Annotated in this window: 13 protein-coding genes; 7 read left to right on the top strand and 6 right to left on the bottom strand. The window is 69.4% G+C overall.

Features of this window, described 5'->3' with window-relative positions; all coding sequences use genetic code 11:
* Positions 1-4 precede the first annotated feature (4 nt).
* The 3 genes from F8566_RS08900 to F8566_RS08890 all read left to right on the top strand — a co-directional run bounded on the left by F8566_RS08900 (position 5) and on the right by F8566_RS08890 (position 2198).
* Positions 5-343: a hypothetical protein gene (locus F8566_RS08900; protein ID WP_151559440.1), complete on the top strand. Its 339-nt coding sequence runs from the start codon at positions 5-7 to the stop codon at positions 341-343.
* 72 nt (positions 344-415) lie between these two features.
* Complete coding sequence (locus F8566_RS08895) at positions 416-1252, top strand: NUDIX hydrolase (protein WP_404800279.1); 837 nt, start codon at positions 416-418, stop codon at positions 1250-1252.
* A 4-nt stretch (positions 1253-1256) separates the two neighbouring features.
* Entirely contained in the window at positions 1257-2198 is a 942-nt protein-coding gene (locus F8566_RS08890) for an MBL fold metallo-hydrolase (protein WP_225992975.1), read from the top strand.
* A gap of 403 nt (positions 2199-2601) precedes the next feature.
* Here F8566_RS08890 and F8566_RS08885 read toward each other — a convergent pair whose 3' ends face one another.
* The gene (locus F8566_RS08885) at positions 2602-3288 is read right to left on the bottom strand and encodes a Crp/Fnr family transcriptional regulator (RefSeq protein ID WP_151559439.1); all 687 of its coding nucleotides are present in this window, start codon (positions 3286-3288) and stop codon (positions 2602-2604) included.
* 395 nt (positions 3289-3683) lie between these two features.
* Here F8566_RS08885 and nth point away from each other — a divergent pair, with 395 nt between their 5' ends.
* The 3 genes from nth (at position 3684) to F8566_RS08870 (ending at position 6542) form a co-directional block, all read left to right on the top strand.
* Entirely contained in the window at positions 3684-4430 is a 747-nt protein-coding gene (gene nth, locus F8566_RS08880) for an endonuclease III (RefSeq protein ID WP_151559438.1), read from the top strand.
* Positions 4431-4607: 177 nt separating this feature from the next.
* Positions 4608-5204, top strand: a complete 597-nt coding sequence (locus F8566_RS08875) for an NUDIX hydrolase (protein ID WP_151559540.1) — start codon at positions 4608-4610, stop codon at positions 5202-5204.
* 132 nt (positions 5205-5336) lie between these two features.
* Entirely contained in the window at positions 5337-6542 is a 1206-nt protein-coding gene (locus F8566_RS08870) for a MarP family serine protease (RefSeq protein WP_192809583.1), read from the top strand.
* Here the strand turns inward: F8566_RS08870 and F8566_RS08865 are convergent.
* From F8566_RS08865 to acs, 5 genes are all read right to left on the bottom strand, one after another.
* The gene (locus F8566_RS08865; RefSeq protein WP_225992974.1) at positions 6539-6907 is read right to left on the bottom strand and encodes a DUF309 domain-containing protein; all 369 of its coding nucleotides are present in this window, start codon (positions 6905-6907) and stop codon (positions 6539-6541) included. The genes F8566_RS08870 and F8566_RS08865 overlap by 4 nt on opposite strands.
* A 368-nt stretch (positions 6908-7275) precedes the next feature.
* Positions 7276-8199: an alpha/beta fold hydrolase gene (locus F8566_RS08860; protein ID WP_151559436.1), complete on the bottom strand. Its 924-nt coding sequence runs from the start codon at positions 8197-8199 to the stop codon at positions 7276-7278.
* A 6-nt stretch (positions 8200-8205) separates the two neighbouring features.
* Positions 8206-8661: a phage holin family protein gene (locus tag F8566_RS08855; RefSeq protein WP_151559435.1), complete on the bottom strand. Its 456-nt coding sequence runs from the start codon at positions 8659-8661 to the stop codon at positions 8206-8208.
* Positions 8662-9234: 573 nt separating this feature from the next.
* Positions 9235-10476, bottom strand: coding sequence for a Na+/H+ antiporter NhaA (gene nhaA / locus F8566_RS08850; RefSeq protein WP_151559434.1), 1242 nt, complete (start codon positions 10474-10476; stop codon positions 9235-9237).
* Positions 10477-11227: 751 nt separating this feature from the next.
* Positions 11228-13198 carry an acetate--CoA ligase gene (acs, locus tag F8566_RS08845; protein WP_151559433.1) on the bottom strand — a complete coding sequence of 657 codons (1971 nt, stop codon included), beginning with the start codon at positions 13196-13198 and terminating at the stop codon, positions 11228-11230.
* Positions 13199-13552: 354 nt separating this feature from the next.
* On the opposite strand from acs, the gene F8566_RS08840 reads away from it, so the two are divergent.
* Entirely contained in the window at positions 13553-14344 is a 792-nt protein-coding gene (locus tag F8566_RS08840; RefSeq protein WP_151559432.1) for a Fic family protein, read from the top strand.
* The last annotated feature ends 1180 nt before the right edge of the window (positions 14345-15524 follow it).

Here is a 15524-nt window from a genome sequence, read left to right as displayed (position 1 = left end):
GCCGGTGGGCGACGGACCGGGCGCCCGGCTCGGCGGATCGGTCGGCGAGCCCGACGGATCGGTCGCCGGGCTCGACGGATCGGTCGCCGGGCTCGACGGATCGGTCGCCGGGCTCGACGGATCGGTCATCGGACTCGATGGACTGATCTGCGGGCTCGACGGATCGGTCGCCGGACTCGATGGACCGATCTGCGGGCTCGACGGATCGGTCATCGGGCGCGACGGACTGATTGCCGGGCTCGACGGATCGGTTGGCGGACTCCGCAGACCGGTTGGCGGACTCGACGATCGAGGCCGCCCAACTCGGCGGCCCGGTGCTGATCACGTCAGTACCGGGCCTTGACGGAATGGCATTCGGTATGTCCGAATTGGCCGCCATGAGGAACGAGCGTTTGGTCGGACTACGGTGAACGGGTTGAAACTGCCGGAGGAGTTCCGGGAACAGATCCAAGGCATCTTGGACGGCAGCATCCAGCCCGTGCCCCCGCGCCATGCCGCCACCGTCGTCGTGCTGCGGGACCATCCCGTGCACGGGCTTCAGGCGTTCATGCTGAGGCGCGTGTCGTCGATGGCGTTCGCGCCCGGCGCCTACGTCTTCCCCGGCGGCTCCGTCGACCCGCGCGACGGCGACGACACGATCGCGTGGTCGGGGCCCTCGCCCGCCGAGTGGGGGGCGGCGTTCAAGGCGGACGAGACGCTGGCGCGCGAGCTGGTCTGCGCGGCCGTGCGCGAGACGTTCGAGGAGACGCTCGTCCTGCTCGCGGGGCCGACCGAGGGCTCTGTCGTGGGCGACACGCGTGGGGACGACTGGGAGGTCGACCGCCAGGCACTGCTGGACCGTTCCGTCTCGTTCCGGGAGTTCCTGGATCGGCGCGGGCTCGTTCTCCGCTCGGACCTGCTCCGGCCCTGGGCGCACTGGATCACCCCGGCGATCGAGCCGAAGCGGTACGACACGCGGTTCTTCGTGGCGGCCATGCCGGCTGGTCAACGTGCCCGTGACGTCAGCACCGAGGCCGACCGTGTCGCCTGGGTGCGTCCGGGCGAGGCTGCCGAGCGGGCTCGCAAGGGCGAGTGGTTCATGCTGCCGCCCACGCTCGCCACGCTGTCCGAGCTCGCCGCGTACGACACGGTCGCGGACGTGCTCGCCGCCACACGGGAGATCGTCATGCACGAGCCCACGGCAGAGATCATCGACGGCGAGGCGTACCTCGTTCTCCCGCCCGGCGCGGCCCAGTACTACCCGGAGGGCTAGCGAGATGCTTCCGCGGCGGCTGGCGAGGTACAAGACGCCGCTCTGGCAGGCCGCCATGTACCGGCTCAGCGGCACGTCGGCACTGCGGCACCTCGACCGCCTCGGGTGGAATCCGGTCGATCACCCCGATCGGCGCTCGGGCAAGATGGGTGAGATGAGCGAGATCGACGGGATGGGGACGGAACGGGCGACCTGCGTACTGGCGCCCAACCCGTCCGCGATGACCCTCGACGGCACCAATACCTGGATCATTGGCGAACCCGGGGCGGACGAGGTCGTCGTCATCGACCCTGGCCCGAAGGACGGCAAGCACCTGAGCCGGGTCGCGGACATCGTCACCGGTCAGGGCAGGCGGGTCGGCCTCGTTCTCCTGACCCACGGTCATCCGGATCACTCGGCGGGTGCCAAGAAGTTCGCCGAACTCGCGGGCCCGGCGGTGCCCGTACGGGCCATGGACCCCCGTCATCGCCTCGGGGATGAGGGCCTGGTCGAAGGGGACGTCGTCACCACGGGTGGTCTGGAGTTGCGGGTCATGGAGACCCCGGGACACTCGAACGACTCGCTCACGTTCTGGATCCCGGCCGATGGTGCGGTGCTCACGGGCGACACCGTCCTCGGGTACGGGACGACCGTGGTGGAAGGGAAGCTGGGTGACTACTTGAGCTCTCTCGACCGGCTGCGGAAGTTCTCCGAGGAAGCCGGAGCGGCCACCATCCTGCCGGGTCACGGCCCCAAGCTGGACGACCCGATCGCCGCCCTCGACCACTACATCAACCACCGCCGCGAACGCCTCGCCCAAGTGGAAGCCGCCGTGAAGGCCGGCGCCCGTACGGCCCGGGAGGTGGTCGAGGTGGTGTACGCGGACGTGGACAAGTCCCTGTGGCCCGCCGCCGAGTGGTCGGTGCAATCCCAACTGGACTACCTGAACGAGCGCGGCGCACTCTGATCCCATCGCCTGTCCAGGCATCGCGAGGCGAGGTGGTCGAAGGCGGTGGCGCGGACCGGACGGCCGGGCGCACCCCCAGCCGCCGCGCGCGGACTGGACGGCCGGACGTGATCCCCGACCACCGGTGACGGACGGGACGGCCGGGCGCACCCCAAACGGCCTGGCGTGGGCTAGACGGCCGGGGCGTGATCCCCGATCACCGGGCGCGGACGGGACGGCGGGCGCACTCCCGACCGTCGGGCGCGGGCTGGACGGCCGGGTGCAGCCCTGATCACCGGGCACGGACGGGACGGCCGGGCGTGTTCCGAGGGGGCTGGGCGCGGATCAGTCGGAGGCGGTGGCGCGCGGCGTCCTGGGACGGTGGCGCCGCGCGCTGCGTTAAGGCCTGTGCCGTGCCTGCGGCCTACTTGGAGCGCTTGCGGAGGCGGTCGATGTCGAGGATGACGACGGCGCGGGCCTCGATGCGCAGCCAGTTGCGCTGGGCGAAGTCGGCCAGGGCCTTGTTGACGGTCTCGCGCGAGGCGCCGACCAGCTGGGCCAGCTCCTCCTGCGTGAGGTCGTGGTGAACGTGCAGTCCGTTCTCGGACGGCTGGCCGAAACGCTCCGCCAGGTCCAGCAGGGCCTTGGCCACACGGCCCGGCACGTCGGTGAAGACAAGGTCGGCCATGATGTCGTTGGTCTTGCGCAGCCGCTGGGCCAGGGCGCGCAGCAGCTGCACGCCGACCTCCGGGTGCCCGGTCAGCCAAGGCCGCAGGTCATCGTGACCCAGTCCGGCCAGGCGGCACTCGGTGACGGCGATCGCGCTGGCCGTGCGGGGGCGCGGGTCGAACAGCGAGAGCTCGCCGAACATCTCGCTCGGGCCCAGCACGCTCAGCAGGTTCTCGCGGCCGTCCGGCGCGGTCCTGGTCAGCTTGATCTTGCCCTCGAGGACGACGTACAGGCGGTCGCCCGTCTCACCCTCGTTGAAGAGCGTCTGACCGCGGGCCAGTCGCACCTCGGTCACGTTGGCGCGCAGCGCCTTGGCCCCCTGCTCGTCGAGGGCCTCGAAGAGCGGAGCTCTGCTCAGAACGTCCACGTCGCGGTCGGTCACGCTTCTCCTCCTCGAACACCTACATGACTAGTGTGACGTACGTCCCACCGCGTACGTGAAGGCGGGGGTCGCGGCGCGCCGAAACCGAGGACGTGCGCTTGCCTCGTCCTCATGCCTCGAAACGGTGATCCCGCCTCGCTCCGGCGAGCCACCAGGCCCGTACGAGACCGCGTCCGGACGAGTTCACCGGCCCCCGGGCGGGTCGCCGCCGATCCGTCCCGCGGTTTCGTTTGACCTGCTGGTCACCGAAGTTCTGCCTGACCAGTGTACGGACCATTGGGTGAAGGCCGTCACATCGGATCTCTCCGTCCCTTATCGGACGGACAGGAACCTGGTCATCGGCCTGTCCGGCCAGTGAACCGCACCTTCCCGCTCGGCGCTCTACCCTTGCGGGTATGGCGACGACTGAGGCGGGTGCGAAGAGCCCCCGGCCACGCTCCAAGGCCCCCGAATCCAGGCTCGCGCTCGTCCGCCGGGCTCGGCGGATGAACCGGATCCTGGCCGAGACCTACCCGGACGCCCACTGCGAGCTGGATTTCCAGAACGCGTTCCAGCTGCTGGTGGCGACCGTGCTGTCGGCGCAGACCACGGATGTACGGGTCAACCTGACGACTCCTGCGCTCTTCGCCAAGTACCCGGATGCTGCGGAGATGGCGGCCGCCAACCCCGAAGAGCTCGAGACGTTGATCAAGCCGACGGGGTTCTACCGCAACAAGGCCAAGTCCCTGCTGGGGCTGTCGAGCGCGCTGCGTGACAACTTCGGCGGCGAGGTCCCCCGGACCATGGACGAGCTGGTCACCCTGCCTGGCGTCGGCCGCAAGACCGCCAATGTCGTGCTGGGCAATGCCTTCGACGTTCCGGGGATCACCGTCGACACCCATTTCGGCCGCCTGGTGCGCCGGTTCGGCTGGTCGACCGAGACCGACCCGATCAAGGTCGAGCACGAGGTGGGCGAGCTCATCCCGCGCAAGGACTGGACGATCTTGTCCCACCGGCTCATCTGGCATGGCCGCCGAATGTGCCATTCGCGCCGTCCCGCCTGCGGTGTCTGCCCGCTGGCGCGGCTCTGCCCGTCCTTCGGCGAGGGCCCCGTCGACGAAGAGACCGCCCGCAAGCTGGTCAAGAACGGCCCACCCAACTGATTCTCGCCCCGCGGCGAAGGACGAGGGTCAGTCGGGTGGGCCTTGGCCGCGGGGACGAGAAGGCTCGACGACGGGAATGGGAAGGATCGAGGACGTGATCGGGTTGGGAGTGGCGTGACGGAAAAGGCGGCCTCGTGTCCCGAGTGGCTCAACGACTTCATCGCTGCGGCGCCGCAGATGACGGTTCCGCCGTTCCTGCGCCCTACGCGGAACGCGCGTCCCGCAGCCGTCCTGATCCTCTTTGGTGAGGGGCCCGACGGGCCGGACATCCTGCTGACCGAACGGGCCGCCACGCTCAACAAGCACGCCGGCCAGCCCGCCTTCCCAGGCGGCCGGATCGATCCCGAGGACGACGGGCCGGTGGGCGCGGCCCTGCGTGAGGCCTGGGAGGAGGCCGGCGTCCGGGCTACCGGATGCGACGTCCTCGCCGTACTGCCGGAGCTCTACCTGTCACGCAGCGACTACCGGGTCACGCCGGTGGCCGCCTGGTGGCGGGAACCGTCGGAGGTCTCGCCTGGGCACCCCGGCGAGGTCGCCACTGTGGCCCGCGTGCCGATCGCCGAGCTGGTGGATCCGGCCAACCGCCTGACCGTGCGGCATCCGTCCGGAATGACCCTGGGGCCGGCGTTCAAGGCCCGCGGGATGCTCGTCTGGGGGTTCACGGCGGGCCTGCTCACCCAGATCCTGGAGGCCGGCGGCTGGGACCGGCCGTGGGATCCTGATCACATCGAGGATCTGCCGCCCGAGGTCCTCAACCTCGCTGCTCGGGGCTGATCATGGCACCGCGGCGTCAGCTCTCGCGGGTATGGCGGTGGGGTGGCGTCGTTCCCCGCGCGTATGCCGGGTCGGTGAAACTGGTCCGCAGAGGGGACGTGAACATCGGCCGTGGCGCTATACGGTGAAGCCGTGCTGGGCGACCACGTTCTCGATCTGATCCTGCTTGTGCTCATTGTGCTGTTCGCAGTTTCTGGCTACAGGCAGGGCTTCATCGTGAGCCTGCTGAGCTTCGTCGGCTTCGTCGGCGGCGGCGTGGTCGGAGTTCTGGTGGCGCCGCCGATCGCAGAGGCGGTGGTGGAGGGAACGGCTCAGCAGGCGCTGCTGGCCATCGTGATCGCCTTCTTGGCGGCGACCCTCGGGCAGCTCATCGCCTCCTCCGCCGGCGCCGTGCTGCGCAACCGGGTGACCGGCATCAACGCCCGTACCGTGGACGCGGCGGGCGGTGCCGTGGTGAGCGCCCTGTCGCTGGTGCTCGTGGCCTGGTTCTTCGGCAGCCTGGTGTCCCAGTCGCCGTTCTCGCCCGTCCGAACGCAGGTCGGCAGCTCGTCGATCATCAAGGGCGTCGACACGATGATGCCGCAGCAGGCGCAGACGTGGTTCTCGTCGTTCAAGAAGTTCGTCAAGGAGGACAGCGGCTTCCCGCAGGTCTTCAACGGCCTCGGCGGCGAGGCGATCACCGACGTGCCCCCGCCCGACGACTCGCTCCTCAACACACCAGGACTGCAGAACGCCAAGCGCAGCATCGTCAAGATCGTCAGTGTCGCGCCGCAGTGCCAGCGACGCATCGAGGGCACCGGTTTCGTCTACGCGCCCGAACGCGTCATGACCAACGCGCACGTGGTGGCCGGTGCCCGTGGCGAATCGCAGGTACGGCCGCTGGGCGCTGCGAGCGCGTCGAACGCACGCGTCGTGCTGTACGACCCGCGCCGCGACATCGCCGTGCTGCACGTGCCGGGACTGGACGTCCGTCCGCTGAAGTTCTCCGGCCCCGCCCGCAACCAGGACGACGCGATCATCGCCGGCTTCCCCAAGAACCACCCGTTCACCCCCACCGCCGCCCGCATCCGTGCCCGGCAGACCGCACGCGGCCAGGACATCTACCACTCGGGCCAGGTCAGCCGTGAGATCTACGCCATCCGCGGCAAGGTCGAGCCTGGCAACTCCGGCGGCCCCCTCCTCGCCAAGGACGGCACCGTCTACGGCGTGATCTTCGCGGCCGCCCTCGACACCGAGACCCCCACCGGCTACGCCCTCACCGCGGAGGAGGTGGCCGCCGACGCCCGCGCCGGAGCCACCGCCACCCTCCCCGCCTCCACCGGCAACTGCTCCGACTAGGCGCGGGTACGGGTGAGGTTCAGGTGGATTGGATCCGTGGTGGCTTCGGGGCGCTCCGCTAGGGCGCGGGCAGTGCGAATGATGCCTGGGGCGTCGATCTCGTAGGGCGGTTGTGCGGCGTACGGTTCCAGACGGTCGGCTGCTCGGGACAGGAGAGCCTTGGCGCCGCGGGGGTTGCCGCGACGGAGATGGGTGATGCCGACCGCGACCTGGGCCAGACCGCGCCAAAGTTCGCGTTCGGGGTCTGGTGCGGCCTTCCAGACGGCTTCGAGGACTTCGTGGGCGTGGAAGGGACGATCGGCGTCCAGAAGCCGCTGAGCTTCGTCCAGAGCCTCTGGCGGAGGGAGCTCTAGATCGTCGGGCATGGTGGGCTCGCCAGGCGCTCCGTGGGGCAATGGGCGGCCGTACGCATCCCGTGGCCGTGCGTTCCGTGCCCGTCCTGTCTCATCCCGGTCCCGCATGGGCCCACGGTACGCCCCGTTCAACCTGGGTGTTCAACGGCCAGGCTGGGGGCAGCGACCGGCCTGGTGGTCAGTGGCCCGGGCGGTGATCAGTGGCCGGGCGGTCAGCCGCCAGGGCGGGGTCAGTGGGCAGGCGGGGTGAGCGGCCGGGGCGGTCAGTGGCCAAGGCGGGGTCAGCGGCCAGGCTGGGGGTTCAGCGGTCGGATGGGGGTTCAGTAGTCGGGCTGGGGGTCAGCGGTCGGGCCTGGGGTTTTAGTGGTCGGGCTGTGGGTTTAGTGGTCGGGTTCGGGGTCCTTGAGCCAGCCGAGGAGTTGGGTGTCGAACGAACGGGGGCGTTCCTGGTGCGGGAAGTGGCCCGTGCCTTCGATGAGCTTCCAGCGGTAGGGGGCGGCGACGTACCTGCCAGAGCCCTGGGCACTGCTGGGGAGCGTGCAGGGGTCCAGCGCACCGTGCAGCTGCAGGGTCGGCACCTGGATGGGCGTACGCATCCGGCGTGTGTAGCGGATCCCGTCGGGGCGGGGGAGGGAGCGGACGAGCCACCGGTGGTATTCCAGGGCGCAGTGGGCCACCCCAGGGATCTGCACTGCCCGCCGTACGAGCCGTTCTGTACGTTCGTCGGGCCACCCTGGCCGGGACCAGTCGTGCAGGAGGCGGCCTACGAGAGCGGCGTTGTCGCGTACGAGACGACGTTCCGGCCACATGGGGACTTGGAATCCGAGCGTGTGCCGGGTCGCCCAGGCCTGTCCACGGACGTCCGCCCGTATGGCTTGCCGCAGCCGCAGGGGATGCGGGGCGCTGACAATTGCCAGGCGCTGTACGACCTTGGGGTGGTAGACCGCCATTGTCCACGCCAACAGGCCGCCCAGGTCATGGCCGACGATGATCGCGTTGGCCTCTCCAAGCGCGCGCACGAGACCGGCGGCGTCCCCGGCGAGGGTGACCAGGTCGTAGCCACGCGGTGGTTTGTCGCTGCCGCCGTACCCGCGCAGGTCTACGGCGGCCGCGCGGTAGCCAGCGGCTGACAGCGACACCAGTTGGTTGTGCCACGACCACCAGAACTCGGGGAAGCCGTGGAGGAGGAGCACCAGCGGCCCCTCTCCCATCTCCGCCACGTGGAAGCGGGTGCCGCCGGCGCTGACCGCCCGGTGGGTCCAGGGTCCCTCGATCTCGATGACCGAGTCGTCGCGCGCGGCCATGCGCGGTCAGTCCGTCAGGGCGGGAGTCTCCGCGCCCTTTTGGCCGAGTTCCCGGTCATCACCGCGCTTGCGCAACATCGTCAGATCGTCCTTCAGCGTGCGGCGGGTGCGCTTGGCGCCATCGATCTTCTTCATCCGCAGGTAGCCGATGCCGATCAGGACCGCCGCCAGCACTGCGTACACCGCCGCCACGATGAGGAACGCGGCCCAGTGCCAGATGCCGAGCGCGACCAGGCCGTACGCCAGCGCGATCGACAGCAGGATCACGATCATGCCGCCACAGAGCCCGGCGATGGCGAACATCACACTGCCCAGCGCGGCCTTCTTGGCATCGCCCTTGAGCTCCATCTTGGCCAGGTCCATCTCCGCCCTGACCAGATTGGAGACGTTGCTCGACGCCAGTGCGACCAGCTCACCGAGGGATTTTTCCTCGATGCGCTCGCCCGGCAGTGCCTCGGTCATGTCGCTCTCTCCTTCCAGGCCCCGGTGCGGGCCTCCGGTTGCGGGGGCCCACAGTCTCATGGGGCCACCGATCCTGCCGGGGCCACCGGTCGTGGGGGCGGCCACAGCCTGACAGCCGGGCGTTCCGACATGCAGGCCGGGGGTCGTCCACCCTTGGCCAGGTGGGCCCACCCCTGGCCCGAGGCGGGTCCGCCCCGGCCCGAGGCGGGATGCGCACCTGGCCTGAGGCGGGGTCCGCCCCTAGCCTGAGGCGGGGTCCGCCCTGGCCCGGCGGTCGTCCGCCGTGGTCTGGGCTGGTCCGCCCCGGCCTGACGGTCGGTCCGCCGTGCCGCGGCTGGTCCGCCCTGGCCCTGCGGTCGGTCCGCCAAGCCGGGGCTGGTCCGCCCTCGCCGAGGTCGGCCCGCCCTAACCGGGTGGGCTCTCCCCCGCCGGGGTCGGTCCGCCTGCCCAGAGGCCGGTCCGCCTTGGCCTGGGATCGCTCCGCCCCTGCCGGGGTGGGCCGCCCTGCCCGGGTGGGTTCACCCTGGTCGAGGTCGGTCCGCCCTGCCCGGATCGGTCCGCCCTGGCCGGGGGTCATCCGCCCTCGTCGGAGACCACCGAACGCGCGCGCTGCCGGACCCGGTGCCGGAAAACCAAGCTGGCGGCCGCTGACGCGAGCAGGCTCGCGATCAGGACCGCTGTTGTCACTCTCTCGAATTGTGCCGGGTCGGGATAGGCCAAACCGCCGATCAGCAGTGAAACGGTGAAGCCGACACCGGCCAACAGGGCCACTCCCGCGATCTCCCGCCAGTACAGCGAGTCCCCGAGTGTGGCGAGTCCGAGCCGTACGGCCATCCACGCCCCGCCGAAGACTCCCACGAACTTACCGATCACCAGCCCGGCGATTACACCGAGGGCCACCCGATCCCCGAAAACGTCCCCCAGCGCGGAGCCGCCCAGTGCGACGCCGGCCGACAGGAACGCGAACACCGGCACGCAGAACCCGGCCGAAAACGGCCGCAGCACGTGATCCGCTCGCTCGGCGTTGGTGGGCTGGCCGTCCGGGGTCTCGCGGCTGCTGGTAAGCATGCCGAGGGCCACTCCGGCCACGGTGGCGTGGACACCGCTCCGCTGCATGAAGTACCAGGCGAGAACGGCGATCGGCACGTACATCCAGGGTGAGCGGAGCCCCTTCGCCTGCGCCGCCCCGTACACCGCGATCAGCAGCGCGCTGGTCACCAGCGGCGCCAACGCGAGCCTGTCGGTGTAGAAGACCGCGATGATCGTGATCGCGATGAGGTCGTCCACGACCGCGAGCGTCAGCAGGAACGCGCGCAACGGTGCCGGGCATTGCGTGAACGTCACCGCCAGCACGGCCAGCGCGAACGCGATGTCGGTGGCCGTCGGCACGGCCCACCCGCGCCCCGCACCCGGCTCACCCGCACTGATCGCCAGGAAGACCAACGCAGGCACCGCTACTCCGCCGACCGCCGCGATCACCGGCAGCGCGGCGTCTCGCGGATCGCGCAGTTCGCCGTGGGTGAGCTCCTCGCGCAGTTCGAGGCCCGCGATGAAGAAGAAGATCGCCAAAAGGCCGCTGGACGCCCAATGCTGGAGGTCCATGTGGTCGAGGCCGAGCCAGGACGGGCTGATCTCGTACGTCCGCAGATCGTCGTAGAAGCGAGACCATGGCGTGTTGGCCAAGACGAGTGCGACGATCGTGGCCGCCAGCATGATGACGCCACCGATGGTCTCGGTACGTAGTGCCTCGGCGAGATTGCGACTGTATCTGGCGGTCGGTTGGAACGGCCATCGGGCAGCGACACGACGCGGCATGGGTCTCCTGGGAAGCGGCAGTGGACGGTTCGTACGAGGCGGCCCGACCCGTTGCGAAACGGGACGGAACGACCCACTGCCGACCAGACTTCCCGGCACACCTGCGAGGGAGCCTACCCGCGGCGATCGTCGATCAGGCCACACGAAAGCGGCGGTATGCGGCGTGACTCTGCCCTATCGAGGTAGCCCTCAGCGCCCAGCAGCCCCACATTCAACGGCTCGCAAGCGCGCACCAACGTTCCGCAGGGCCCACTTTCATGATTCCGCAAGTTCGCGCTCAGGCCCCCGTCAGCTCGCTCTCGGAACTCCGCGCAGACCCGCGCTCGGCAGTCCGCAAGCTTGCTCACAGCACCCGACAGGCTCAGCCTCGGGCCACGCAAGCTCACCCAACATCCGCAAGCTCCCCTCATGCCCGAAAGGGGTCCCCTCAGCCCGGCGAAAGATCCACTCAGCATGGCGAAACATCTGGTCAGCACGCCGAAAGTCCCCGGCGCACCGAAAGCCCTCAGCGCGCCGAAAACTCCTGCAGCGCGCCGCATGCTCGGCCTCAGCGCCCCGTCCCACGCATGCTCGCCCTCAGCGTCCAGCAAGCCCACACTCCAGCTGCGACTCGACCCGGGCTCGCAGCGCCTACTAGGGACGGGTCCCAGAAGTGTGGGTGGGACGGGAGGGCAGCACGACGCCCCGGGCCCTTGGGGAGGGCGTCCGGGGCGTCAATGGTGCGGTGATCAGTCTTCGGACTTTGCGGCGATCATTCGTCGCTCTTGGCGCTGGGGAGTTTTTCGGAGATGAGGTCCATCACCGTGCTGTCCGCCAGCGTGGTGACGTCGCCGATGCTGCGGTTCTCGGCGACGTCGCGGAGGAGACGACGCATGATCTTGCCGGAACGGGTCTTGGGCAGCTCCGGAACGATCATGATCTGGCGGGGCTTGGCGATCGGGCCCAGCGTCTTGGAGACGTGGTCGCGCAACTCCTTGATGAAGTCCTCGCCCTCGACCTCCTCACCGGCGCTCCCGCGCGGGATGACGAACGCGACGATGGCCTGTCCCGTGACCGGGTCGGTGGCGCCGACGACCGCCGACTCGGCCACCTTCGGGTGCGAGACCAGCGCCGATTCGACCTCCGTGGTGGAGATGTTGTGCCCGGACACGAGCATGACGTCGTCGACCCGGCCGAGCAGCCACAGGTCGCCGTCCTCGTCCTTCTTGGCGCCGTCACCGGCGAAGTAGAGCCCGTCGAAGCGCGACCAGTACGTCTTCACGTACCGCTCGTCATCGCCCCAGATCGTCCGCAGCATCGACGGCCACGGCTCCTTGACCACCAGGAACCCGCCGCCGCCGTTCGGCACGGCCTGCGCCTGGTCGTCCACCACGTCCGCCACGATGCCCGGCAGCGGCTTCATGGCCGCTCCGGGCTTGCCGGCCGTCACTCCCGGCAGCGGGCTGATCATGATGGCGCCGGTCTCGGTCTGCCACCAGGTGTCGACGACCGGGGTCTTGTTCGCGCCGATGTGCTCGCGGTACCAGACATACGCCTCGGGGTTGATCGGCTCGCCGACGCTGCCCAGGACGCGCAGCGACGACAGGTCGAACTGCGCCGGGATGTCGTCGCCCCACTTCATGAACGTGCGGATCGCGGTCGGCGCGGTGTAGAAGATCGAGACCTTGTACTTCTGGATGATCTCCCACCAGCGACCGCGGTGCGGGGTGTCGGGGGTGCCCTCGTACATCACGCTGGTCGCTCCGTTGGCGAGCGGGCCGTACACGATGTAGGAGTGGCCGGTCACCCAGCCGATGTCGGCCGAGCACCAGTAGACGTCGGTCTCCGGCTTGAGGTCGAAGACCGCGTGGTGGGTGTAGGCGACCTGGGTCAGGTAGCCGCCGGTGGTGTGCAGGATGCCCTTCGGCTTACCCGTCGTACCGGACGTGTAGAGGATGTAGAGCGGATGCTCGGCATCATGCGGCTCGGCGGTGTGCTGGTCGGTCTGGCGGTCGACGATGTCGTGCCACCAGACGTCCCGCTCGTGCTCCGCGACCTCTTCGCCCGTTCGCCGTACGACCAGTACGTGCTCGACGCAGTCGGCCGCGGCGGCCGCCTCGTCCACGGTCGGCTTGAGCGAGGACGGCTTGCCGCGCCGGTAGCCGCCGTCAGCAGTGATCACGAGCTTCGCCTGGGCGTCCTCGATGCGGGTCTTGAGCGCGTCCGCCGAGAACCCGCCGAACACCACCGAGTGCGTGGCGCCGATACGCGCGCACGCGAGCATCGAGATCGGCAGCTCCGGGATCATCGGCATGTAGATGGCGACGCGGTCGCCCTTCTGCACACCGAGCTCCAGCAGCGCGTTCGCGGCCTTGTTGACCTCGCGCTGCAGGTCGGCATAGGTCAGCGTGCGGGTGTCACCCTCCGGCTCGCCTTCCCAGTGGAACGCGATCTTGGCGCCCTTGCCCGCCTCGACATGGCGGTCGACGCAGTTGTACGCGACGTTCAGCTCGCCGCCGACGAACCACTTGGCGAACGGGGGGTTGTTCCAGTCGAGCACTGTGTCCCAGCGCTTGGCCCATGTCAGCCGGTCGGCCTGCCGTTCCCAGAAGCCGAGCCGGTCGGTAGCCGCCTCGTCGTACGCATCCGCCTTCACATTGGCGGCTTCGGCGAGCTCGGCGGGCGGGTCGAAGCGCCGCGTCTCCTGCAGCAGGTTCGAAAGTGTCTCTTGACTCTGGCTCAACGCGTACTCCTTGCTAGCGAAAGAGGAAGGCGCCCGGGAGCCCACTTCACCAGGGATGGGACCTGAGTCACAAGCCCTCTCCGGCCTGGACTTGTCACATCCAGCGCTGGTGGCTCCGCAAGGATGGTATGTGATGCTCGACACAGCCGGACCTGCACGTTCCTCATTGTCTCCGCCAGCCCATCACCCGCCCTTGCCGCCAGGCGTATGTGGCTGTGTGTGGGAACGTCCGGTCGGGTTGTTCGGGGAACGTACGGTCCGGACGTACGGCCAGTCTTAGGGCTTGCCTGGCAGTGCTCTGCGGGGCTGGGGTGGCGATGAGGGCGATACCTGGGACCGCATAAAGTCAGGCGCGTGACCGATGCCTTTGCCCAAGTAGCCGCCCTCCCTGGAGTGGACGCGGCAGTCACCGATGCACGCAAGGCGGTGGACCGGCTGCTGGGCCATCGCATTCTGCGTCGTCGCAGTGCGGAAGTCTCCACTGAATCCGCGCTTCGAGGTGCCAGGGCTTCGGCGGCTCTGGAGGGCGTCCCGGTGACCTTGGACGACTTGCGTGGCGGGGACAGCCCTACCGATCCAGTGGTTCAGGGAGCTCTGCGAGTTTCCGCCGAACTGGGTTCTTTGGCGGAGACGTGGCGTCAGGCCCCTCGCCAGGTATTGGCGCGTCTCCACGTACTGGTTGCGGCTGATGCAGTGGATGATGCGGAACTCGGCCGTCCACGGGGTGAGGGCCAAGGCGTTAAGGACGTTCTCGACCTGGGCGAGCCGCCGTCTCCCGAAGAAGTGGCGAGCCGTCTCGACATGCTCAGCGGCCTGCTGACCGGCCCCACGAAGGCGCCTGCCATCATCGTGGCCGCGGTCGTCCATGGCGAGCTGCTCACGTTGCGCCCGTTCGGCTGGGGTGACGGAATCGTGGCGCGCGCAGCTCAGCGCCTGACCTTGGTCGCACGGGGCCTCGACCCGAAGTCGCTGACGGCACCGGAAGTCGGCCACGCCGAACTCGCCGACCAGTACGCCGATTCCGTCCGGGCTTATGCGACCGGGACGCCGGAGGGCGTCGCCACGTGGGTCCGCCACTGCGCCGAGGCCACGGCGGCTGCGGCGCGCGACTCCCAGGCGATCTGCGAAGCCTTCATGCGGGGCTGATCGTTCATGGCCGGCCGCTAAGGAAGGCCGGCCGGCGCCGCCCACCGCCACGACGATCCGGTCAGAAGCCCTCAGATGGCGGCCTCCGAGTAACGGGCCACATTGCGGGGGCACACATGGCCGCCTCACAGAACAGCCCCCGCATAGCGAACGGCGCCCCACCTAAGGGCGCCGCCGCCAGTCACGTCACACCGGGTTACCAAGCGTGCACCTCATATTCGTCGGACGGGTCAAGCCCGTCTCGACGCGCCTCCCGCGGCTGGTCGCGCGTGGGTGCCCGGCTGCCGTGCTCGGACACTTGGTCCGTAGCACCCTGTCTACGCCTCATTCGCCCAGTTGACAAGCCCCTATTCGTAAAGCGACGCCTCGGAGCGGGGAAGCGCCCCCGGAACGGCAAGGCGCGTTCCATGGCGCCGCGCCATTGTTGGACGTAGTCGATCACCGTCCATGCGGTCCCCGGATTCGATCACACAGTGTGATCGATTCTTTTTAGCCACTGATCTCGGACCCGGCAGAACGATCATTAGATCTGCTGTACGCTCCGACTTCCAGGCTGGGTGCTTACGGGTGGGAAACCTCGATGGGAGCGCGCATCCGTGCCCCTGCGGAGCCGCTCGGCTCCTCCGGGTAGGGATCATCTCAACCAGGAAGAAAAAACGACACCCGAGGGCGACTTTGCCGCTCGACGTAAGTCTCGACGATCGGGCAGCATATGTTGTATCTGCCTAGACTGGAGACGGCGACATTGCTTCTCCTATAGATCAAACTGGCGTACTGCCTTAGTGCGATCTCGCCCGAGGCTTTCTTGGGAAAACGGGCCGGCTCTACCCCCCCGGAGCCGGACCGTTGGGCGACCCCCGCTCTCCCCCCCGGCGGGGGTCGCCCTATACGTGGGGCCGCCGCGCGCCTCCACCGCGCGCCTCCACCGCGCGCCTCCACCGCGCGCCTCCACCGCGCGCCTCCACCGCGCGCCTCCACCGCGCGCCTCCACCGCGCGCCTCCACCGCGCGCCTCCACCGCGCGCCTCCACCGCGCGCCTGCTCTGCGCGCCTGCTCTGCGCGCCTGCTCTGCGCGCCTGCTCTGCGCGCCTGCTCTGCGCGCCTGCTCTGCGCGCCTGCTCTGCGCGCCTGCTCTGCGCGCCTGCTCTGCGCGCCTGCGCCGGCGCTTCCACCGGCGTTC

Source organism: Actinomadura rudentiformis, assembly GCF_008923185.1.
GTDB classification, from domain to species: Bacteria; Actinomycetota; Actinomycetes; order Streptosporangiales; family Streptosporangiaceae; genus Spirillospora; species Spirillospora rudentiformis.
This window is presented reverse-complemented; position numbering and strand designations above follow the sequence as displayed.